Annotated in this window: 18 protein-coding genes; 8 read left to right on the top strand and 10 right to left on the bottom strand. The window is 73.7% G+C overall.

What is annotated here, in order from left to right:
* Window positions 1-159 precede the first annotated feature (159 nt).
* On the top strand, window positions 160-1,743 hold the full coding sequence (locus tag ACNJ93_RS19350) for a M23 family metallopeptidase (RefSeq protein WP_418958648.1): 1,584 nt from the start codon (window positions 160-162) through the stop codon (window positions 1,741-1,743).
* Window positions 1,744-1,818: 75 nt separating this feature from the next.
* Here the strand turns inward: ACNJ93_RS19350 and pcrA are convergent, their stop codons facing one another.
* Complete coding sequence (gene pcrA, locus ACNJ93_RS19345; RefSeq protein WP_418958647.1) at window positions 1,819-4,275, bottom strand: DNA helicase PcrA; 2,457 nt, start codon at window positions 4,273-4,275, stop codon at window positions 1,819-1,821.
* 227 nt (window positions 4,276-4,502) lie between these two features.
* Between pcrA and ACNJ93_RS19340 the strand changes: the two genes are divergently transcribed.
* Window positions 4,503-5,669, top strand: a complete 1,167-nt coding sequence (locus tag ACNJ93_RS19340; protein ID WP_418958646.1) for an NlpC/P60 family protein — start codon at window positions 4,503-4,505, stop codon at window positions 5,667-5,669.
* Here the strand turns inward: ACNJ93_RS19340 and ACNJ93_RS19335 are convergent.
* Together ACNJ93_RS19335 and ACNJ93_RS19330 are read right to left on the bottom strand one after the other, a co-directional pair.
* Entirely contained in the window at window positions 5,645-6,172 is a 528-nt protein-coding gene (locus ACNJ93_RS19335; protein ID WP_418958645.1) for a hypothetical protein, read from the bottom strand. The genes ACNJ93_RS19340 and ACNJ93_RS19335 overlap by 25 nt on opposite strands.
* A 4-nt stretch (window positions 6,173-6,176) precedes the next feature.
* On the bottom strand, window positions 6,177-6,530 hold the full coding sequence (locus ACNJ93_RS19330) for a hypothetical protein (protein WP_418958644.1): 354 nt from the start codon (window positions 6,528-6,530) through the stop codon (window positions 6,177-6,179).
* A 191-nt stretch (window positions 6,531-6,721) separates the two neighbouring features.
* Here ACNJ93_RS19330 and ACNJ93_RS19325 point away from each other — a divergent pair, with 191 nt between their 5' ends.
* Window positions 6,722-7,780, top strand: a complete 1,059-nt coding sequence (locus ACNJ93_RS19325) for an NlpC/P60 family protein (RefSeq protein WP_418958643.1) — start codon at window positions 6,722-6,724, stop codon at window positions 7,778-7,780.
* A 155-nt stretch (window positions 7,781-7,935) separates the two neighbouring features.
* Window positions 7,936-8,331 (top strand): DUF3291 domain-containing protein, encoded by a 396-nt coding sequence (locus tag ACNJ93_RS19320; RefSeq protein ID WP_418958642.1) that lies wholly within the window; start codon window positions 7,936-7,938, stop codon window positions 8,329-8,331.
* A 17-nt stretch (window positions 8,332-8,348) separates the two neighbouring features.
* Here the strand turns inward: ACNJ93_RS19320 and ACNJ93_RS19315 are convergent, their stop codons facing one another.
* Both ACNJ93_RS19315 and ACNJ93_RS19310 read right to left on the bottom strand, forming a co-directional pair.
* Window positions 8,349-9,041 (bottom strand): LuxR C-terminal-related transcriptional regulator, encoded by a 693-nt coding sequence (locus tag ACNJ93_RS19315; RefSeq protein WP_418958641.1) that lies wholly within the window; start codon window positions 9,039-9,041, stop codon window positions 8,349-8,351.
* Window positions 9,038-10,333, bottom strand: a complete 1,296-nt coding sequence (locus ACNJ93_RS19310) for a PspC domain-containing protein (protein WP_418958640.1) — start codon at window positions 10,331-10,333, stop codon at window positions 9,038-9,040. Before ACNJ93_RS19310 ends, ACNJ93_RS19315 begins: the two co-directional genes overlap by 4 nt.
* A gap of 177 nt (window positions 10,334-10,510) precedes the next feature.
* Here ACNJ93_RS19310 and ACNJ93_RS19305 point away from each other — a divergent pair, with 177 nt between their 5' ends.
* The 4 genes from ACNJ93_RS19305 to ACNJ93_RS19290 all read left to right on the top strand — a co-directional run bounded on the left by ACNJ93_RS19305 (window position 10,511) and on the right by ACNJ93_RS19290 (window position 13,675).
* Window positions 10,511-11,857: a PspC domain-containing protein gene (locus tag ACNJ93_RS19305; RefSeq protein WP_418958639.1), complete on the top strand. Its 1,347-nt coding sequence runs from the start codon at window positions 10,511-10,513 to the stop codon at window positions 11,855-11,857.
* Window positions 11,844-12,086: a hypothetical protein gene (locus ACNJ93_RS19300; RefSeq protein WP_418958638.1), complete on the top strand. Its 243-nt coding sequence runs from the start codon at window positions 11,844-11,846 to the stop codon at window positions 12,084-12,086. The genes ACNJ93_RS19305 and ACNJ93_RS19300 overlap by 14 nt, the downstream gene beginning before the upstream one ends.
* A 162-nt stretch (window positions 12,087-12,248) precedes the next feature.
* Window positions 12,249-13,226 (top strand): glycosyltransferase family 2 protein, encoded by a 978-nt coding sequence (locus ACNJ93_RS19295; protein WP_418958637.1) that lies wholly within the window; start codon window positions 12,249-12,251, stop codon window positions 13,224-13,226.
* Window positions 13,223-13,675 (top strand): GtrA family protein, encoded by a 453-nt coding sequence (locus tag ACNJ93_RS19290; RefSeq protein ID WP_418958636.1) that lies wholly within the window; start codon window positions 13,223-13,225, stop codon window positions 13,673-13,675. The genes ACNJ93_RS19295 and ACNJ93_RS19290 overlap by 4 nt, the downstream gene beginning before the upstream one ends.
* On the opposite strand, the gene ACNJ93_RS19285 is transcribed toward ACNJ93_RS19290, so the two are convergent.
* The 5 genes from ACNJ93_RS19285 to guaA form a co-directional block, all read right to left on the bottom strand.
* Window positions 13,650-15,137, bottom strand: coding sequence for a DUF6056 family protein (locus ACNJ93_RS19285; RefSeq protein WP_418958635.1), 1,488 nt, complete (start codon window positions 15,135-15,137; stop codon window positions 13,650-13,652). The genes ACNJ93_RS19290 and ACNJ93_RS19285 overlap by 26 nt on opposite strands.
* The gene (locus tag ACNJ93_RS19280) at window positions 15,134-15,646 is read right to left on the bottom strand and encodes a DoxX family protein (RefSeq protein ID WP_418958634.1); all 513 of its coding nucleotides are present in this window, start codon (window positions 15,644-15,646) and stop codon (window positions 15,134-15,136) included. Before ACNJ93_RS19280 ends, ACNJ93_RS19285 begins: the two co-directional genes overlap by 4 nt.
* Before the next feature lie 136 nt (window positions 15,647-15,782).
* Complete coding sequence (locus ACNJ93_RS19275; RefSeq protein ID WP_418958633.1) at window positions 15,783-17,054, bottom strand: hypothetical protein; 1,272 nt, start codon at window positions 17,052-17,054, stop codon at window positions 15,783-15,785.
* A gap of 115 nt (window positions 17,055-17,169) precedes the next feature.
* On the bottom strand, window positions 17,170-17,958 hold the full coding sequence (locus ACNJ93_RS19270) for a class II aldolase/adducin family protein (protein WP_418958632.1): 789 nt from the start codon (window positions 17,956-17,958) through the stop codon (window positions 17,170-17,172).
* 103 nt (window positions 17,959-18,061) lie between these two features.
* The gene (gene guaA, locus ACNJ93_RS19265) at window positions 18,062-19,648 is read right to left on the bottom strand and encodes a glutamine-hydrolyzing GMP synthase (protein WP_418958631.1); all 1,587 of its coding nucleotides are present in this window, start codon (window positions 19,646-19,648) and stop codon (window positions 18,062-18,064) included.
* Window positions 19,649-19,768 lie beyond the last annotated feature (120 nt).

Here is a 19,768-nt window from a genome sequence, read left to right as displayed (position 1 = left end):
AAAACGCGGCCGATTGCCCGTTTCCCGCAGCGGCAAAACCTGCCGAAGATTGTCGGCCCCGCGTACCGCCGGGTACAGTCGCGCCACTGCTTACCCCCGGGACACCCGCGGTCGTTTCCGTCCCGGACTGGTCCTGCTGCCGAGGCGAGAGAGAAGTTGGTGAACGACCAGCACCCCCACGCCGGGTATGTCGGCGACGACGCCCACACGACCGGCAGCTTCGCCACCGATCCCCTGTTCGGCGCCCTCCCCGGCCACGACGCCTACGACGCCGGGCACAGCGGCCAGTACGACAGCACGCAGTGGAACTCCGGCGCGACCCAGCAGTGGGACGCCTCCGGCTACGCCACCTACGACACCCACGCGGGACAGCAGCAGTACGACACCACCGGTCAGTGGGACGCCTCCGCCTGGAACCAGGCCCAGACCGCGCAGCAGCAGACCGGCCAGTGGGACGCGACGCAGTTCGCCTCGTACGATGCCACCGCCCAGTGGACCGGCGCCACCGGTTATGACACCGGCGCGTACGACGCCACCGCCTGGAACCACGCCGCGCCGGACACCGCCGCGCACGCCGAGCCGGTCGTCCCCGAGCAGTACGTGCCCGAGCACGACACGGCCCCCGACTACGGCTACGCGTACTCCGCCGCCTACGACGCCGCCCCCGGGCACCCGCAGGCGGAGGCCGCCGACTCCGCGGCCGAGTTCGAGGTCCTGGAGTACGGCCACGGCGACACCTACGGCCAGGACGAGACGTACCACCGGGACGACGCGTACGGCCACACCGAGACGTACGGCCAGGACGAGACGTACGGCCAGGAGCACGCGTACGACGCGAGCCCCTACGCGCCGGACGCCCCGGAGACCCCCGACGTCCCGGCAGCCGCTGCCGACGCCGACTCCGTGCACTCCGCCGAGACCATGATCGCGCCCCGCGTCGAGCTCCCGGAGTCCCGCGTCGAGGCCCGCCCCGCGCGCCGCGCCGGCGGCGGCAGCCGCGGCCGGCGCCGCACCCCCGCCAAGCGTTCCGCGCTGCTGACCGTCGCCGTTCCCTCGGCCTGCGTCATGGGCGTGGCCGGCATCGCCGCCGCCTCGGTCAGCGGGCTCACCGACACCGCCGAGAAACCGGACGACACCACCTCGCTGGCCGCCGCCGACCCGTCCTCCGTGCAGCAGGTCGCCGCGAACACCCGGCTCGACACGCAGCTCGCCGCGCTCAGCGCGGACGCCCGCGACTTCGGCGACCGCGCCAGCCGCACCCAGGAGCGCCTCGACCTGAAGGCGCGCCAGGAGGCGGAGAAGAAGAAGCGCGAGGAGGAGGCCGCACGCCGCGAGGCCATGCGCCCCAAGTTCATGCTTCCGGTGAAGCTGCACCAGCTCAGCGCGCGCTACGGCCAGTCCGGCGTCAACTGGATGTCCATGCACACCGGCATCGACTTCCCCGTCCAGTACGGCACGCCCGTGATGGCGGCGACGGACGGCACCGTCCGCACCCAGTGGAACAGCGCCTACGGCAACATGGCCATCGTGACCGCCAAGGACGGCACGGAGACCTGGTACTGCCACCTCAGCACCACCAAGATCCGCTCCGGCAAGGTCAAGGCCGGCGACGTGATCGCGTACTCGGGCAACTCGGGCAACTCGACCGGCCCGCACCTCCACTTCGAGGTCCGGCCGGGCGGCGGGTCCACCATCGACCCGCTCGCCTGGCTGATGAGCCACGGTCTCAACCCGGTCGGCTGACCCGCCCCGACCGAGAAACGCACGAAAGGGCCCCGGCCGCCAGACGGCCGGGGCCCTTTCCGCACGTCCGGAGCCCTACAGCTTCTCCACCGGGGCGTACCGCAGCAGAAGCCACTTGGGCTTGTCGCCGCCGAAGTCGATCTGCGCCTGCGCGTCCGAGCCGGAGCCCTTCACCGCCACGACCGTGCCGAGCCCGAACTGGTCGTGCGTGACGCGGTCGCCGATCTGCAGCGCGAGCACCGGCTTGCCGCCCGTCGCCCGGCTGGTGGCGAAGCCGGACGGCCCACCGCGGGAGCGCGACGAGGAGAGCGTGGCGGCGATCCCGGAGACCGGGCCGGCGGGCTTGGCCATCGAGCCGGTCCGCTTCCACTCCAGGTAGGTCGCCGGGATCTCCTCCAGGAACCGCGAGGCCGGGTTGTACGAGGGCTGGCCCCAGGCGCTGCGCATCGCGGACCGGGTCAGGTACAGCCGCTCGCGGGCGCGCGTGATGCCCACGTACGCGAGCCGCCGCTCCTCCTCCAGCTCCTTGGTCTGGCCGAGGGCGCGCATGTGCGGGAAGACGCCGTCCTCCATGCCGGTGAGGAAGACCACCGGGAACTCCAGACCCTTGGCCGTGTGGAGGGTCATCAGCGTGATGACGCCCGAGCCGTCCTCGTCCTCGTCCGGGATCTGGTCCGAGTCGGCGACCAGGGCGACCTGCTCCAGGAACTCGGCGAGCGTGCCGGCCCCTTCGCCCTCCCCGCGCTCCTGCTCGAACTCCAGGGCCACGGCGGCGAGTTCCTGGAGGTTCTCGATGCGGGTCTCGTCCTGCGGGTCGGTGGACGCCTGGAGCTCGGCGAGGTAGCCGGTGCGCTCCAGGACGGCCTCCAGGACGACGGCCGGGCCCGCGCCGGACTCGACGACGGTCCGCAGCTCCTCCATGAGCGTGTTGAACCGCTTGACCGCGTTGGCCGAGCGGGCGGCCATCCCGTACGCCTCGTCGACGCGCTTCAGCGCCTGCGGGAAGGTGATCTTCTCGCGCAGCGCGAGGGCGTCGATCATCGCCTCGGCGCGCTCGCCGATGCCGCGCTTGGGCACGTTGAGGATGCGGCGCAGCGGCACGTTGTCCTCGGGGTTGGCGAGGACGCGCAGGTAGGCCAGGACGTCCCGGACCTCCTTGCGCTCGTAGAAGCGGACGCCGCCGACGACCTTGTAGGGCAGGCCGACGCGGATGAAGATCTCCTCGAAGACACGGGACTGGGCGTTGGTCCGGTAGAAGACCGCGACGTCGCCCGCCTTCGCCTCGCCGGCGTCGGTGAGCCGGTCGATCTCGTCGGCGACGAACTGCGCCTCGTCGTGCTCGGTGTCGGCGACGTAGCCCGTGATCTGCGCGCCGGCGCCCGCGTTGGTCCACAGGTTCTTCGGCCGGCGGGACTCGTTGCGCTCGATGACGGCGTTGGCTGCGGACAGGATCGTCTGCGTGGAGCGGTAGTTCTGCTCCAGGAGGATCGTGGTGGCGTCCGGGTAGTCCTCCTCGAACTGGAGGATGTTGCGGATCGTCGCGCCGCGGAAGGCGTAGATCGACTGGTCGGCGTCGCCCACCACGCACAGCTCGGCCGGGGGGAGGTCCTCGTAGCCCTCGCCGACCAGCTCGCGCACCAGGGTGTACTGGGCGTGGTTGGTGTCCTGGTACTCGTCGACGAGGACGTGGCGGAAGCGGCGGCGGTAGTGCTCGGCGACGTCCGGGAACGCCTGGAGCAGGTGCACCGTCGTCATGATGATGTCGTCGAAGTCCAGCGCGTTGGCCTCGCGCAGCCGCGCCTGGTACATCCGGTACGCCTCGGCGAGCGTCTTCTCGAAGCCGTCGGCAGCCTGGTCGGCGAAGGTCTCCTCGTCGATCAGCTCGTTCTTCAGGTTGCTGATCTTGGCGCTGAAGGACTTCGGCGGGAAGCGCTTGGGGTCCAGGTCCAGATCGCGGCAGACCAGCGCCATCAGGCGCTTGGAGTCGGCGGCGTCGTAGATCGAGAACGAGGACGTGAAGCCGAGCTTCTTGCTCTCGCGGCGCAGGATGCGGACGCAGGCGCTGTGGAAGGTGGAGACCCACATGGCGTTGGCGCGGGGGCCGACGAGCTGCTCGACGCGCTCCTTCATCTCGCCCGCGGCCTTGTTGGTGAAGGTGATCGCCAGTATCTGGCCGGGGTGCACGTGCCGCGTGGCCAGGAGGTGGGCGATGCGGTGCGTGAGCACGCGCGTCTTGCCGGAGCCGGCGCCCGCGACGATGAGCAGCGGGGCGCCGGTGTGGACGACGGCGGCGCGCTGCTGCTCGTTCAGCCCGTCCAGGAGCGCGGCGGGGTCCACGACGGGCCGGGGTGCGCCGTCGCGGTAGTGCGCGTCCCGTCCGGCCGGGGGCGCGTGGAAGTGGTCCCCGAAGAGGTCGTGCGGGACCTCCTCCCCGCCCGGGGCACCGTGCTCGTGGTCCTCGGGCGGGGGCGGGGGCTCCTCCGAGTGGTTCTGGAGGCTCGCCAGGAAGCTGTCGTCAAAGAGGCTGCTCATCGCTTAACGAGTCTAGGCCGCCGCGCCGACAGCCCGCCCCGCCTTCCGGGCCATGGGGTCACCGGAGACATACGGAGGGTGAAGCTCCGCATCAGGTCACGAAAATGTATCGGACATATCTGGCACCAACCTTCCCACCGGCACCGGGGGTTGGCTAGCGTGCTCGCCCAACAGCCCGCGCCCCGCGTTTCTCCACCGGGGCTCCTCCGTTCCCCCACGGGAAGGAGATGCCGGCCTTGGCATCCCACCGCAAGCCGCGCAGCACCCGTCCGACCTCCCCGGCCGTCGGCGTCACCACCGCCGCGCTCGCCGGAGTCACCCTCCTGTCCGGGCAGAGCGCCGGCGCCGCCCCCGCGCCGCCGAAGCCGACGGTGGAGGAGGTGCAGAAGAAGGTCGACGATCTCTACCGGCAGGCCGGCACGGCGACGCAGGAGTACAACCGCGCCAAGGAGTCGACGGACAAGCAGCGCCGCAAGGTGCAGACCATGCTCGACGAGGCCGCGAAGCGCACGGAGTCGATCAACGAGACCCGGCAGGCGCTGGGCACCTACGCGGCGGCGCAGTACCGGACCGGGGCGCTCAGCCCGACCGCCGCGCTGATCTTCGCGGACAGCCCGCAGTCGTACTTCGACCAGACCCAGCTGATGGACCGGATGACCGCGCGGCAGCGCAGCGTCGTCGGCGCGTACGAGACGGAGCGCGCCGCCGCGGCGAAGCAGCGCGCCGAGGCGACGAAGAGCCTGCAGTCGCTCACCGAGTCCCAGAAGGCGCTGCGCACCAGCAAGCAGGCCGTGCAGGACAAGCTGGCCGAGGCCCGGGCACTGCTGTCCCGGCTGACCGCCGAGGAGAAGGCCCGGCTCGCCGCCCTGGAGCGCGAGCGCGTGGCCGAGGCCCGCCGCAAGGCGGCGGAGCAGGCCCGCAAGGAGGCCGCCGAGGCGGAGCGCCGCCGGCAGGAGGAGGCGGCGCGCGAGCAGGAGCAGCAGCCCACCACCCCGGCACCGACGCCGGAGCCGCCGAGCAGCGGCACGGGTGACGGCACGTACGCGGCGAAGGCGGAGAAGGCGCTGGCCTTCGCCCGCGCGCAGATCGGCAAGCCGTACGTGTGGGGCGCCACCGGCCCCAGCTCGTACGACTGCTCGGGGCTGACCCAGGCCGCGTGGAAGGCCGCCGGCGTGGACCTGCCGCGCACCACCTGGGACCAGGTGAAGGTCGGCACCCGGGTGGCGACGGCGGACCTGCTCCCGGGCGACCTGGTCTTCTTCTACGACGACATCAGCCACGTCGGCATCTACATAGGCGGCGGCAAGATGATCCACGCCCCGAAGCCGGGGGCGTTCGTCCGCGAGGAGTCCATCTACTACATGCCGATCTACGGCAGCGTCCGCCCGGCCTGACCCCCGGCGGCCCGCCAGGCCGCCTCGAAGTCCTCCGCGGTGATCTCCTTGGGGAGGAGGGCAGGGTCGTAGAGGTCGAAGGGCGCGTTGAAGGGCCAGTCCTCCTCGGTCTCCGCCCGCGGCGCCGCACCGGGCTCGACGACGACCTGGCGGACCGTGCGACCGTCGGGCCCCAGCTCCATCAGGATCTCCCACCCCTCGTCCTCGTCGTCCCGCAGGTACACCCGCTCCCGCCCCGCGAGGGCGGGGAAGGCCGGGTGGGCGCGCTGGGCGGCGCGCTTCTCCAGGAACGAGGTGAGGGAGTGGGGCCCGGGGTCGTCGAGGTCGATCTCCTCCAGGTCCGCCGTCGCGGCCCACTCCAGCGCGGCCGGGCGGGTGCTCACCTCGACCTCGGCGACCGCGTCGAGCACGGCCTGCGCGGACTCGGCGCGGACCCACCACCAGACGGCGCCCATGCCGTAGTCGTGGACGACGAGATGGCGCGGCTTCCCCGTCACGTCCACGGTGTCACGTCCACAGCGTCGCGATGAAGATGTTCGCCGTCGTGAGCGCGCCCACCGCGACGAACGGGCCCTTGCCCACCGACTCCTCGTCGCGCTTCACGTAGACGAGGCCGAGGATCACCACCAGCACGGCCAGCTTGACCGCGATCTTGATGTTGTTCACCGTCTGGTCGTCCGCCTGGTTCAGGCCGACCAGGATCATGCCGGTGACCAGCATGGTCAGGGCGCCGTGCAGCATCCCCGGCACGAACCGGGCCGTGCCCGCGCCCATCGCCTTCATCTGGGACAGGAACCCGCCCAGCAGGGAGGCGATGCCGATGATGTGCAGAGCCACGAAGACATTGATGAGTACGTCCATGGGCCGGAGCCTATCCGGGCATTTGCAGCGGCCTGAGGGGGCCCGGACCGAACGCATCCGGTCCGGCTCCGACATCCGACGCCAATAGCGGTCAACGCGCCGCTGCCTCGTGTCCGCCAGGTTTAGCGTCCTTCGCAGCCGGGAGCCGAGCAAGCGAACTCCCCCCGCAGGAAAAGGATGTGACCGCCCTCGTGGCAGCGCACCGAAAACCCAAGCAGCGCCCCCTCGGCGGCCGCACCGCCGCCACCCTCGCCCTCGCCGGAGCGGCGACCGCGACGGTCCTGGACGGCTCGGGCCACGCCGAGCCCCGGCCGACGCCGGGTGCGGTCAAGGCCGAGGTCGACCGGCTCCACCGGGAGGCCGAGGAGGCCACCGAGCGGTACAACGGCGCGAAGGAGGAGGCGGACGAGGCCCGCCGCGCGCTCGACGGCCTGCGCGACGAGGCCGCCCGCCGGACCGCCCGCCTCAACAGCGCCCGTACGGCGCTCGGTTCGGCGGCGGCCGCACAGTACCGTTCCGGCGGGCTCGACCCGGCCGTGCAGCTGGCACTCAGCTCGGACCCGGACGAGTACCTGGAGCGGGCCGCGCTCGCCGAGCACGTGGGCCGGCGGCAGGCCGTCGCCATCGCGTCGGTGCGGCGGGAGCTCACCGAGATCGGCCGGCTGCGCGCCGAGTCGACGGGCAAGCTGGCCGAGCTGAAGCGGCACGAGACGGCGCTGGCCCGCCACAAGAGCACCGTGCAGAGCAAGCTCTCCGCCGCCCGGACCCTGCTGGCCCGGCTCACCGCCGAACAGCGCCGGGCGTACGAGGAAGGGATCGCCGGCCGCGACGGCAGGCAGGCCGGGACCGCCGCCGGCCGGGCCGACCGCACGCTGCCGCGGGGCTCGGTGCAGGCCCCGAACCCGCGGGCCGCGCAGGCGGTGGCCTTCGCGTACGGGGCGATCGGCAAGCCGTACGTCTGGGGCGCGACGGGTCCGAACGCATACGACTGCTCCGGGCTCACCCAGGCCGCGTGGCGCTCCGCGGGCGTCTCGCTGCCGCGCACGACGTACACCCAGATCAACGCCGGGCAGCGGGTCTCCCGCTCGCAGCTGGCACCGGGCGACCTGGTGTTCTTCTACTCCGGGATCAGCCATGTGGGGCTCTACATCGGCGGCGGCCAGATGATCCACGCGCCCCGGCCGGGGGCGCCGGTCCGGATCGCGCCGATCGACCAGATGCCGTTCGCGGGGGCCACCCGCGTGGGCTGAGCCCACGGCGGCCGGACGAGGGCGGTCCGCCGAACCGAGCGCGGACCACCGGACCGAGCGCGGACAACGGGGCAACGGGGATTGTTATGGATAGTGGCACTCACTACTATGGATAGTGCCACTCCCCAACCACGCGACGGAGAAGGTACATCACCATGCCCACCCTCCCCTGGACCGCCCCGAACCCGCCCCGGCCCGGCACCACGCACGCGTACGTCATGGCCTCCCGCTTCGAGGTGCGCTCGCTCAAGGACGTGCCGCGCTTCCTGCTGAAGTCCCTGGCCGCCTGGCGCCAGGTCCGCCGCGCGCCGGGCGCCCTGGGAGCCTCCCTGGTCGCCCGGCCGCTCGCGCGCACCTTCCTCACCCTGTCCGCCTGGGAGGACCGGGACGCGCTGTACGCCTACGCCCGCGCCGAACCGCACCGCAGCATCATGAACGGGCTGCGCTCCACCATGCGCGACTCGACCTTCACGTTCTGGGAGGCCCCGGTCGATCGCCTGCCGGTCGACTGGGACGACGCCCGCCGCCGCCTCGACGCGGCCCGGGACTGAGCCGTCGCGCCGGGCGGTCAGACCAGGCGGCGGGCGGTCGCCCAGCGGGTCAGCTCGTGCCGGTTGGACAGCTGCAGCTTGCGCAGCACCGCCGAGACGTGCGACTCGACGGTCTTCACCGAGATGAACAGCTGCTTGGCGATCTCCTTGTACGCGTAGCCGCGGGCGATCAGCCGCAGCACCTCGCGCTCCCGCTGGGTCAGCCGGTCCAGGTCCTCGTCCACCGGGGGCGCGTCCGTCGAGGCGAAGGCGTCCAGGACGAAGCCGGCGAGGCGCGGCGAGAACACCGCGTCGCCCTCCTGCACCCGGAAGATCGAGTCGACCAGGTCCGCGCCGGTGATCGTCTTCGTGACGTACCCGCGCGCCCCGCCCCGGATCACGCCGATCACGTCCTCGGCCGCGTCCGAGACCGACAGGGCGAGGAACCGCACCGGACGGTCGGGCGCGGTCATCAGACTCGCGCAGCGCCGCAGCACCTCCACCCCGCCGCCGCCGGGCAGGTGCACGTCGAGGAGCACCACCTCGGGGCGGGTCGCGGTGATCACGGTGACGGCCTGGTCGACGTCCGCGGCCTCGCCGACCACCTCGACGCCGGTCTCCTCGGTCCGCCCGATCTCGGCCTGCACCCCGGCGCGGAACATCCGGTGGTCGTCGACGAGCACGACCCGTACGCGCCGCGCGTCCGTGCCGCCGGTGCTCTCCTCGGTCATCCGTCCGCCCTCTCCATCTCGAGTTCCACCTCGGTGCCCTCGCCCGGGGCCGAACGCACCCGGGCCGTCCCGCCGTTGCGCTGCATCCGGCCGATGATCGATTCTCGTACGCCCATCCGGTCGCCGGGCACCTCGTCGAGGTCGAAGCCCGGCCCCCGGTCCCGTACCGAGACGAACACCGTGCGGCCCTCGACCTCGGCGTACACCTGCACCGCCCCGCCCCCGCCACCGTACTTCGCGGCGTTCACCATGGCCTCGCGCGCGGCCTGCATCTGGGCCGCCAGTCTCTCGTCCAGCGGGCAGTCGCCGACCACCACGACCTCCAGCGGCACACCGTGCTTGTCCTCGACCTCGGCCGCCGCCTTCTTCACCGCCTCGGCGAGGGTCTCGGGGGTCTCGTCCTCCTCCTGGCCGGTGCCCTGCGGCTTGTAGAGCCAGTTCCGCAGCTCCCGCTCCTGGGCGCGGGCCAGCCGGCGCACCTCGCCCGGGTCGTCGGCGCTGCGCTGGATCAGGGTCAGCGTGTGCAGCACGGAGTCGTGGACGTGCGCGGCGACCTCGGCCCGCTCCTGCGCGCGGATGCGCATGGTCCGCTCCTCGGAGAGGTCCTGCGTCATCCGGACCAGCCAGGGCCCGGCGAGCAGCGCGATCCCGGCGAGCACGGCGATCGCGGCTGTGACGGCCGTGCCGAGCTGGGCCGCGGAGGCCCGCCCGACCACGAAGGCCGTCAGGCCGAGGCCCACCAGGCCCACGCCGGCCAGGGCGCGGGCGAGCTGCAGGGTGCGCCGGCGGCCGCCGGTGGCGGTCCAGCTGGCCCGCCGGGCGTTGTCCGCCTGCCGCCAGACCAGGATCAGGCCGAGGCCGACGAGCAGCAGCGGCCAGATGTAGCGGTCGGCGCGGCCGCCGACGTCGACGTTGGCGACGAAGACGGCGGCCCCGACCGCGAGGGCGACCAGCGCGAAGACCTGTCCCTTGTCGGGCTTGCGCAGCCGCCGCCGGCCGTCCGGGGTGGTCTCGAAGAGCGAGCGCGGCTCGGGGGCCCGGCCGCCGACGCCCAGCGGGACGACGATCCAGAACACCGCGTACAGCAGGGAGCCGAGCCCGTCGGCGAAGAACAGCGCCAGGAACACGAACCGCACCCAGATCACGGGCAGCCCGAGGTGCCCGGCGAGACCGCGCGCCACTCCGCCGAGCATCCGGCCTTCCGCGCTCCGGTAGAGCTTGCGCGGCGGCGGTTCGTCGAGGTCGGTGAGCCGGTCGTGCGGGCGATCGGCCGGGCGGGCGGCAACGGGCATGCCACGATCGTCACACGCCCGCACGGCCCCGGACATCAGGGTCGGCCCTGAGAGCGCCCGGATCCCGGGTCCTGCCGCGGTCCCATGCCGCCGCCGCGACATCGCCGCCGCAATATCAGGGACGGTCCAGGGTCGGTCCCGGTGCCGCCGGGTCGCGACGGCCCGCACCATGGACCCATGACGCGTTCGAAGTCCCCCGGGGAGGCGCCGCCGCCCTCCCCCGCCCCGGCGGGCGAGGCCGCTCCGCCCGGCGTCCCGCCGCTGCGCCGGACGCGGCGGCAGAAGGTCGTGGCCGGGGTCTGCGGCGGCCTGGGGCGGCACTTCGACATGGACCCGGTGATCTTCCGGATCGCCGTCGGCGTGCTGTCGGTCGCCGGGGGCGTCGGACTGATCTTCTACGGCTTCGCCTGGCTGGCGCTCCCCCTGGACGGCGAGGAGGAGAACGAGGCCCGCCGGCTGCTGACCGGCCGGGTCGACGGGGCCTCGCTGAGCGCGGTCATGACGGCGCTGATCGGCAGCGGCCTGTTCCTCGCGATGAGCCGCAACGGCGGCACGCTCGCCTTCGCCATGATGCTGTCGCTCGCGGTCAGCGGCGCGGCCGTCTGGTCGCAGCGCCGCCACCAGGTCGCCGCGGGCGAGCCCGCCGCCCACGGGCGCGAGGCGGCGGCCGCGCAGGCCGTCGCCCAGGCCGCGCCGCCGGAGACGAAGGCCCCGCCGCTCGCGGACGCCCCGTCGTGGTGGCGGGACCCGATCGTCAAGGACGGCTCGACGGGTCCGGTGCCCACCGGCTACCTGTGGGGCCCGGCGAACACCGAACCGCGGGACGTCGAAACCCCGGAGCCGCCCGGTCCCTGGGGCGTTCCCGCCGCCGTCCGTCCGGCCGCCGCGCGCGGGCCCCGCTCGATCGGCGGCCTGTTCTTCCTGCTCGCGCTGGTCGCCGGCGGACTCGGCACCGGCCTGTCGTGGGAGACGCAGCCGCTCGGCGTGAGCGTGCAGATCGGCCTGGTCTGCGCCGTCGCCGTGCTGGGCCTCGGGATGGTCGTCAGCAGCTTCCTCGGCCGTACCGGCTTCGGCACCGTCCTCGTCACGGTCGTCGCCGCCTGCCTGCTCGCCGCGGCGGCCGCGCTGCCCGCCGACATCGGCACCCGCTGGGTCCGCACCACCTGGCAGCCCGCGTCCGTGACCGCCGTGCAGCCCCGGTACGACCTGGGCTCCGGCGTCGGCACCCTCGACCTGTCCGGGCTCGCGGTCCCCGCCGGAACGACGCTGCGCACCGGCGCCGACGTGGGCGCGGGCAAGCTGACGGTGATCGTGCCGCGGAACGTGACCGTCGACCTGGTCGCCGAGACGGGTCTCGCCGACGTGCAGCTGCCGGGCGAAAGCCCCGAGGACATCGACGTCCGCGGCGGCCACACCGCCCGCCGCACGCTCACCCCGCCGGCCGGCGTCCGGCCCGGCGGCACCCTGGAGCTCCGGGTGGACCTGGGGATCGGACAGCTGGAGGTCGACCGTGCTGCGTCATGAGTTCCGCCCCGGCCGGCTCCTCGCCGGCGCGACCGCGCTGACCGTCGCCGCCCTGTACGGCGGCGACGCCGCGGGCGCCTGGCACACCCCCTGGTACACCGCCCTGCCCCTGACCTTCGGCGGCCTGACCCTGGCCGGCCTCGCGGCCTGGGCGGCCTACGCGTCCCGCCGGCGGCGCGCGGCGAGAGCCGTGCCGGGCGAGCGGCGACCCGCGCCGGGCGAGCCGTAGCGCGGCCGAACCGGGGAACCGGCACGGCGCGCGGCGAGAGCCGTGCCGGGCGAGCGGCGACCCGCGCCGGGCGAGCCGTAGCGCGGCCGAACCGGGGAACCGGCTCACCCGACCGGACGGCGCGGGGCTGTCGCCGGCCCCTCGCTGCGCTTCACTGGGCCAATGGTCCGTGTCTCGATCGTCGTGCCGTGCTTCGACGAGAGCGAGGTGCTCGACGCCTTCCACACCGCGCTGCTCGCCGCGCTCGAACCGCTCGGCGAGAGCTTCGAGATCTGCTACGTCGACGACGGCAGCGGCGACCCGACCCGGGAACGGCTGCGGCAGCTCGCGGCGACGGACCCGCGCGTGCGCTACACGTCCTTCAGCCGAAACTTCGGCAAGGAGTCCGCCCTGCTGGCCGGCATGCGGATGGCCCGCGGCGGGGCGGTCGTCCTCATGGACGCCGACCTCCAGCATCCGCCGGAGCTCGTCCCCCGCATGCTGGAGCTGCACCGGCACGGCTACGACCAGGTCGTCGCCCGGCGCGACCGGACCGGCGAAGGAGCCGTGCGCAGCACGCTCAGCCGGGCCTACTACCGCCTCGTGCGCCACTTCATGGACGTGGAGATCGTCGACGGCGCCGGGGACTTCCGGCTCCTCTCGCGGCGCGCGGTCGAGGCGGTCCTGTCCCTGCCGGAGAGCAACCGCTTCTCCAAGGGCCTGTTCTCGTGGATCGGCTTCGACACCGTCACCCTCGCCTACCGCAACTGCGCGCGGGCGGCCGGCCGGTCCAAATGGGGCGGCCGGCGGCTGCTCGACTACGGCATCGACGGGCTGCTCTCCTTCAACAGCCGTCCGCTGCGCCTGGCCATCCACACGGGCCTGTGGCTCTTCCTGTCGGCCTTCGCCTACGCGCTGTGGATCGTCGCCAACACCGTCCTGAACGGCGTCGACACGCCCGGCTACGCGACGCTCCTGACCGCCGTCGTCGCGCTCAGCGGCATCCAGCTCGCCACCGTCGGCGTCATCGGCGAGTACGTGGGGCGGATCTACCACGAGGCCAAACGCCGCCCCCACTACGTCGTCCAGGAGACGGACGCCCGCGACCCCGCGCACTCCGCGGCCCCGGCGGCCGCCGTGCGGGCGCGGCCGGAGCCGTGAGACCCCGGCTCGCCGGCCTCGTCCGGGCGCCCGGCACGGCGCAGTTCGCCTCGTTCGCCGCGATCGGGCTGGTCAACACGGCGGTGTACTACGGGCTCTACGCCGCGCTCAACGTCCCGCTGCCCTATCTGGCCGCGCACGCCGTGGCGTACACGGCCGCCTTCGTCGGCTCGTTCCTGCTCAACTCGTACGTCACCCTGCGCACGAGGCCGACCTGGCGGGCCTTCGCCCGCTACCCGCTGTCGGGCGCGGTCAACGTCGTCGGCAGCGGCGTCCTGCTGCACCTCGCCGTCAGCCGGCTCGGCATGGGCGAGAACCTCGCCGCCCTCGCGGCCGGAATCGCCGTCACCCCGCTGACGTTCCTGCTCGCCCGCTGGGCCATCACCTCCGGCGCGGCCGCCACCCGTCAGGCCGACGCCCGGGTCACGGAAGCCGCTCCCCGGGAGTGACCCGGTCCAGGCGGTAGTACGCGGCGACGCACCGGGCCGGCCAGATCTTGCGGCCCTGGTCGCCGAACGGTTCCAGCATCCGGGCGACCGGCAGCGGCGTGTACGGGGCGACCCGCACCCCGCTCGCGGCCTGCTCGCGCAGCCACCGGTCCTGGCGGTCCCACTGCCGGGCCCGCACCTTCATGTCGCCGCCCAGCTCGGCGAGCGGCGCGGCCAGCGCCAGGACGGACACCGCGCACACGGCCGCGGCCGGCGCGGTCACCATGGCCGTCCGGCCGCCGCCGTCCAGGCGCAGCCGGCGGCCCAGCAGCGCGCCGAGGCCGACCAGCAGCAGGACGTACAGCAGCAGCCAGTCGTTCCAGATCCGTTCGGTCCGCACCACCCGCGCGCCGAAGGCCGGATAGGCGAGGACGGTGCACAGGTAGCCGCAGACCAGGAACGCGAGCGTGCCGAGGCAGGCCAGCAGCAGCGGGCGGCACGGCATGAGGACCGGCCGGTGTCCGGGGCGGCGGCGCGCCAGCAGCCCGAGCAGCACACCGGCCGCGACGGCGCCCACGTACGGCCAGGTCGTCAGCACGGTCTCCAGGATGCGCGCGTGGGCCCGCGCCGAGGCGGTCAGCGACTCCGGCGCGAGCATCGAGACGGTCTCCGCCTCGTACCGCTCCCGCCGCCTGCGCGAACCGGGGGACGTCATCAGCACGAGCGCCCCGAGGACGAGGCCCGCCATGGCGGCGAGCGACCAGAGGCGGGCGAAGGAGCGGACATGCTCGGCGAAGAGGAGCGGGGCGCCCAGCACGGCGCCGCCGAGCAGCACCAGGGCGACGACGGTCGTCTCCTCGGAGAGGGTGCCCAGGAAGACGCCGGCCGGCACCACCACGGCCACGGCGGCGATCCGCCCCCGGCGGCTGCCGGCCCGCAGCAGCGGGAGCGCCGCCGCGCAGGCCAGCACCGGGGCCAGCGTGTGCGAGACGGAGGCGGCCGGCCAGAAGAAGGTCTTGTACGTGTTGGGCGTGGCGAACAGGAACAGGGCCGTGACCGTCGCGGCGACGCACAGCGGCGTCCCGCGCGGCGCCTGTTGCCCGGCCGCGCGCAGCAGGAGCACGGTCAGGGCCCACAGCACGCCGAGTACGACGACGGCGCTGACCGGCGCGTACCACTGGTGGCCGGCGACCGGGAAGCCCGCGTAGAGACCGACGAGCAGGCCGTTGCCGAGCCGCCCGTTGTCGGTGAGGTAGAAGGAGCCGGCGAGACCGGCGACGCCCTGGTCGCGCACGAGCGGCAGGAAGCACCATTCGTCGGCGCTGGGGCGGACGTACCGCCCGAGGTACGAGGCCCCGGCCAGCAGGCCCAGCGGCAGCAGGGCCAGGGCCGCCGTCCCCACGGCGGTCCGGGACCGGCGCGGGCGGCCGCCGTCCCGCGCCGTCGCCGGAGCGGTGCCGCCGCTGCGCAGCGAGGTGTTCACCCGCGGCGCCGGCGGCGGAGCCGGGCGTCCAGCGACCAGTACGGAGCCCCGGCGAGCACCAGCGGGAGCCAGGCCATGAGGTACGCGAGGTCGTTGCCGTAGTAGTACGGCTCGGTCTGCCAGCTCACCGTCAGCCACAGGCTCAGCGAGATCAGCGCCCCGCCGAGCGCGGCGAGCCGGGCGAAGAGTCCCGCCAGGGTGCCCAGGCCCACGGCGAGTTCGCCGATCGCGATGGCGTGGCCGAAGCCGCTCGGGTCCTTCAGAGCCAGGTCGACCAGGCCCGGGATCGCGGCGCCGTCGCGGACGCCGCGCATCAGCTCGCCGATCGAGCCGGAGCCGGTGTCGGAGAGGAACACCGGATCGGTGAGTTTGTCGATCCCCGCGTAGACGAAGGTGACGCCGAGGAAGATCCGCAGCGGCAGCAGCGCGTAGTGCGCGGCGGTGTCCTTCGGGCCGGCGGAGTCCCACCGGGCCCGGTCCCGGGGATCCGGATGGTACGTGTGTGTCATCGCCGCCTGCCTCTCCGCGCCGCTGTCCGCGTACCCGATGGTCCCCGGAGCCCTCTCCGGGTATACGCGGGGCACGCCCGGACGGTTCAACGGTCACACGTCCGGCCCGGCGGGGCCCGCCGGCGGCGGCGGCCGGTCAGTCGGCGATGTCGACGGTCACCCGCTCGGTCTCCACGCCCGCGGCCGTCACCACCGAGACCTCCACCCGGCCCGGTTCCACGTCCGCCGGCAGCGGCACGGTCAGCACGGAGTCCGTCGGGTTGGCGAAGCCGCCGGTCACCGGCACCAGCGGCACGTGGGCGTGCACCGGGCCGACGCGGACGACCAGCCGGGTCAGCGCGTCCGGGCCGCCCGCGCCCGGCGGCACGAAACCCGCGCCGCGGATCTCGATGTCGTCGCCGACCCGGATCGGCGCGTCCAGGTCGCCCGCCTCGCGGGCCCGCACCACCGACAGGATCACCGGCCGGCCGCCCTCGGCGCCCTTCCCGGCGAGGTACACGACGGTCGACACGGCCACCAGGACCACCGGCGACCACGGCAGGGCGGGCAGCCGGCCGGGCGCGGCGGCCAGTTCGGCCGCGGCAACCACCAGGGCGGCGGCGGAGACCAGCACGTACTGCACGTCCGCCAGGCAGGCCCGGCCGCCGTCGTCGCACAGCAGGTCCGCGGCGCGCGGCCGGTCGGCCCGCACCTTCTGCAGCCGCCGTCCCAGGACCCGTACGAGCACGAGGCGGCGGACCGCGACGGCGGTCACCGAGGCGAGCGCGAACACGGTCAGCAGCCCCGCGCCCCGGGCGAGCCCGAGGTCCGCAGGGCCCGCGCCCGCCACCCGGGCGAACGCCGGCAGCAGCAGCGCGTACCCCGTGAACAGCAGCCAGGCCGCGGCGACCGTGCGGGAGGTGGAGAGCCGGTTGTCGTCGCCGATCAGCGGGGCGAGCAGCCCGCCGCGGGCGCGGTGGGCGCGGGCGGCGGCGAGCAGCACCGCGGCGGTAAGAAACGCGGCGAGCAGGGCGCGGGTGCGGCCGGCCGTCCAGCCGGCGCCGATCGCGGTGAACGCCTGGCCGAGCAGCAGGGCCACCAGCCCCCCGCCGACGGCGGCGAGGCTGCCGCGCCAGACCCGGCCGGTCCATTCCTCGCCGGCGGCCCGGTCGCGCACCGCGACGGTCCGGGCGGACTGGGCGAGCTCGTCCGAGACCCACTGCCGGGACGCGACCGGCGAGTGGGCGAGCGCGGCGGGCACGCCGTGCCCGCCGGCGAGCTCGTCCCGGCGGGCCAGGAAGGCGGCGACGGCGCGCCGGTGCGCCGCCCGCGCGCCGTGCGCGCACGCCGTCCCCTCCGCGCACTGTTCCGCCTCCGGCACCGCCACGGCGCACGCTCCCTGTTCGACGTTCTGCGTCAACCACCGCATGAATACAGGGAATTGTGCCGCACGGAGGGAGCACTTCCGGGGCTGCGCGCGCCCCTCCGGAGGGTGATTCGGCACAGAATCGGATTGACGAGTAAGACGCTCATGTCCGACCTGTCTACGACAGCAGTTCGGGCTCCGCACGGCTGATCCGCCGCCACAGCGGCTGGTAGCTGAACCACGCCACCAGATCGCTGCCGAGCTGCGCGCGGGAGGCGAGCGCGTCCTGGTGGCCGAGCGGCACGGGCTTGCCCGCGGCCCGGGCGGCGAGCTGGATCTCGCAGGCCCGCTCCAGGGCGATGAACCACCAGGCCGCCGCATCGACGGAGTCCCCCACGGTGAGCAGCCCGTGGTTGCGCAGCACGATCGCCTTGTACGGGCCGAGGGCCGTGGCGATGGCGGGCCCCTCGTCCTCGTCGACCGCCGCGCCGGTGAAGCCGTCGAAGAGGGCGTGGTCGCGGTAGAAGGCGCAGGACTCCTGGGTGAGCGGCTCGATCAGCTCTCCGAGGGCGGCCAGCGCGCGGCCGTACGCGGTGTGGGCGTGGGCGACGGCGACGACCTCGGGCCGGGCGCGGTGCACGGCCGCGTGGACGCCGAAGGCGGCCTGGTTCACGCGGTGCTCGCCGTGGCGGACCCGGCCGTCGCCGTCGACGAGGAGCAGATCGCTCGCCCGGATGCCGGCGAAGGGCTCGCCGAAGGGGTTCACCCAGTAGCAGTCCTCGTGCTCGGGGTCGCGGGCGGTGACGTGCCCGGAGACCCCGTCCTCGTACCCGAGGGAGCCGAAGATCCGGAGCGCGCCCGCGAGCCGCTGCTTGCGGTACGTCCGCTCCTCCTCGCACGTCGCGTGGACGGGGGGCGTCGCGAACCGGAGCCGATCCGCGGGTATGGGGGCCGGTGTCTCGCTCATGGGCGGGAAGGTAACGCCGGGGGGTGGAAGTGACCAGAGCGCCGGCACGACGAAGCCGCCGCCCCTTGCAGGGGACGGCGGCTTCACACCCGTACGGGGAGGACTACTCCCACTCGATGGTGCCCGGCGGCTTGCTGGTCACGTCGAGGACGACCCGGTTGACGTCCGGGACCTCGTTGGTGATGCGGGTGGAGATCCGGGCGAGGACCTCGTACGGCAGGCGCGACCAGTCGGCCGTCATGGCGTCCTCGGAGGAGACGGGGCGCAGCACGATCGGGTGACCGTAGGTGCGGCCGTCGCCCTGGACGCCGACGGAGCGGACGTCGGCGAGCAGCACGACCGGGCACTGCCAGATCTCGCGGTCGAGACCGGCGGCCGTCAGCTCCTCGCGGGCGATGGCGTCGGCCTCGCGCAGCAGGTCCAGACGCTCCTTGGTGACCTCGCCGACGATGCGGATGCCGAGGCCGGGGCCGGGGAACGGCTGGCGCTGGACGATCTCCTCGGGCAGGCCGAGCTCCTGGCCGACCATGCGCACCTCGTCCTTGAACAGCTGGCGCAGCGGCTCGACGAGCTCGAACTCCAGGTCCTCGGGGAGGCCGCCCACGTTGTGGTGGGACTTGATGTTGGCGGTGCCGGTGCCGCCGCCGGACTCGACGATGTCCGGGTAGAGCGTGCCCTGGACGAGGAAGGCGACCTCCTCGCCGTCGGCGGCGCCCTCGGCGACGATCTCGGCCTGCGCCTGCTCGAAGACGCGGATGAACTCCCGGCCGATGATCTTGCGCTTGGTCTCCGGGTCGCTCACGCCGGCCAGGGCGGAGAGGAACCGCTCCTGCGCGTCGACGACCTTCAGCTGGACGCCGGTGGCGGCCACGAAGTCCTTCTCGACCTGCTCGGTCTCGCCCTTGCGCATCAGACCGTGGTCGACGTACACGCAGGTGAGCTGCGAGCCGATGGCCTTCTGCACCAGCGCGGCGGCCACGGCGGAGTCGACGCCGCCGGACAGGCCGCAGATGGCGCGCTTGCTGCCGACCTGGGCGCGGATCGCGGCGACCTGCTCCTCGATCACGTTGCCGGTGGTCCAGGTGGGCTGGATGCCGGCGCCGCGGTAGAGGAAGTGCTCCAGGATCTGCTGGCCGTGCGTGGAGTGCAGCACCTCGGGGTGGTACTGGACGCCGTACAGCTTCTTCTCGTCGTTCTCGAAGGCGGCGACCGGGACCACGTCGGTGGACGCGGTGACGGTGAAGCCCTCGGGGGCGGCGGAGCAGGCGTCGCCGTGCGACATCCACACGGACTGCTCGGCCGGGGTGCCCTCGAAGAGGGTCGAGCCGGTCTTGGAGACGTGCAGCGGCGTGCGGCCGTACTCGCGGGCGCCGGTGTTGTCGACGGTGCCGCCGAGGGTGGTGGCCATCAGCTGGAAGCCGTAGCACATGCCGAAGACGGGGATGCCCGCCTCGAAGATCTCGCGGTCGAGGCGCGGGGCGCCCTCCGCGTACACGGACGAGGGACCGCCGGAGAGGATGATCGCCTTCGGCTTCTTGGCCAGCATCTCGGCCACCGGCATGGTGGACGGGACGATCTCGCTGTAGACCCGGGCCTCACGGACGCGACGGGCGATGAGCTGGGCGTACTGGGCGCCGAAGTCGACGACCAGGACGACGTCGGGCGCGGCAGCGGGGGGCGCTGAGGACACTACGGCGGCCTTCCGGCTGGGATGGAGGGGTTCTCTATTTGTCGATTCTACCGGCGTGCCGGTCGTTGCCTTTCGTCTCACCATCCGAACCGGGTTGACCGGGGTGCGGCAAAGGGGTCC

It is taken from the genome of Streptomyces tritici, assembly GCF_048500665.1.
Taxonomy (GTDB): domain Bacteria; phylum Actinomycetota; class Actinomycetes; order Streptomycetales; family Streptomycetaceae; genus Streptomyces; species Streptomyces tritici.
This window is presented reverse-complemented; position numbering and strand designations above follow the sequence as displayed.

Bases quoted from the DNA above. Each gene is read 5' to 3' on its own strand.
- pcrA (WP_418958647.1), bottom strand. From the start codon at position 4,275: ATGAGCAGCCTCTTTGACGACAGCTTCCTGGCGAGCCTCCAGAACCAC.
- ACNJ93_RS19340 (WP_418958646.1), top strand. From the start codon at position 4,503: ATGCCGGCCTTGGCATCCCACCGCAAGCCGCGCAGCACCCGTCCGACC.
- ACNJ93_RS19330 (WP_418958644.1), bottom strand. From the start codon at position 6,530: ATGGACGTACTCATCAATGTCTTCGTGGCTCTGCACATCATCGGCATC.
- ACNJ93_RS19320 (WP_418958642.1), top strand. From the start codon at position 7,936: ATGCCCACCCTCCCCTGGACCGCCCCGAACCCGCCCCGGCCCGGCACC.
- ACNJ93_RS19315 (WP_418958641.1), bottom strand. From the start codon at position 9,041: ATGACCGAGGAGAGCACCGGCGGCACGGACGCGCGGCGCGTACGGGTC.
- ACNJ93_RS19310 (WP_418958640.1), bottom strand. From the start codon at position 10,333: ATGCCCGTTGCCGCCCGCCCGGCCGATCGCCCGCACGACCGGCTCACC.
- ACNJ93_RS19305 (WP_418958639.1), top strand. From the start codon at position 10,511: ATGACGCGTTCGAAGTCCCCCGGGGAGGCGCCGCCGCCCTCCCCCGCC.
- ACNJ93_RS19295 (WP_418958637.1), top strand. From the start codon at position 12,249: ATGGTCCGTGTCTCGATCGTCGTGCCGTGCTTCGACGAGAGCGAGGTG.
- ACNJ93_RS19280 (WP_418958634.1), bottom strand. From the start codon at position 15,646: ATGACACACACGTACCATCCGGATCCCCGGGACCGGGCCCGGTGGGAC.
- ACNJ93_RS19275 (WP_418958633.1), bottom strand. From the start codon at position 17,054: ATGCGGTGGTTGACGCAGAACGTCGAACAGGGAGCGTGCGCCGTGGCG.
- ACNJ93_RS19270 (WP_418958632.1), bottom strand. From the start codon at position 17,958: ATGAGCGAGACACCGGCCCCCATACCCGCGGATCGGCTCCGGTTCGCG.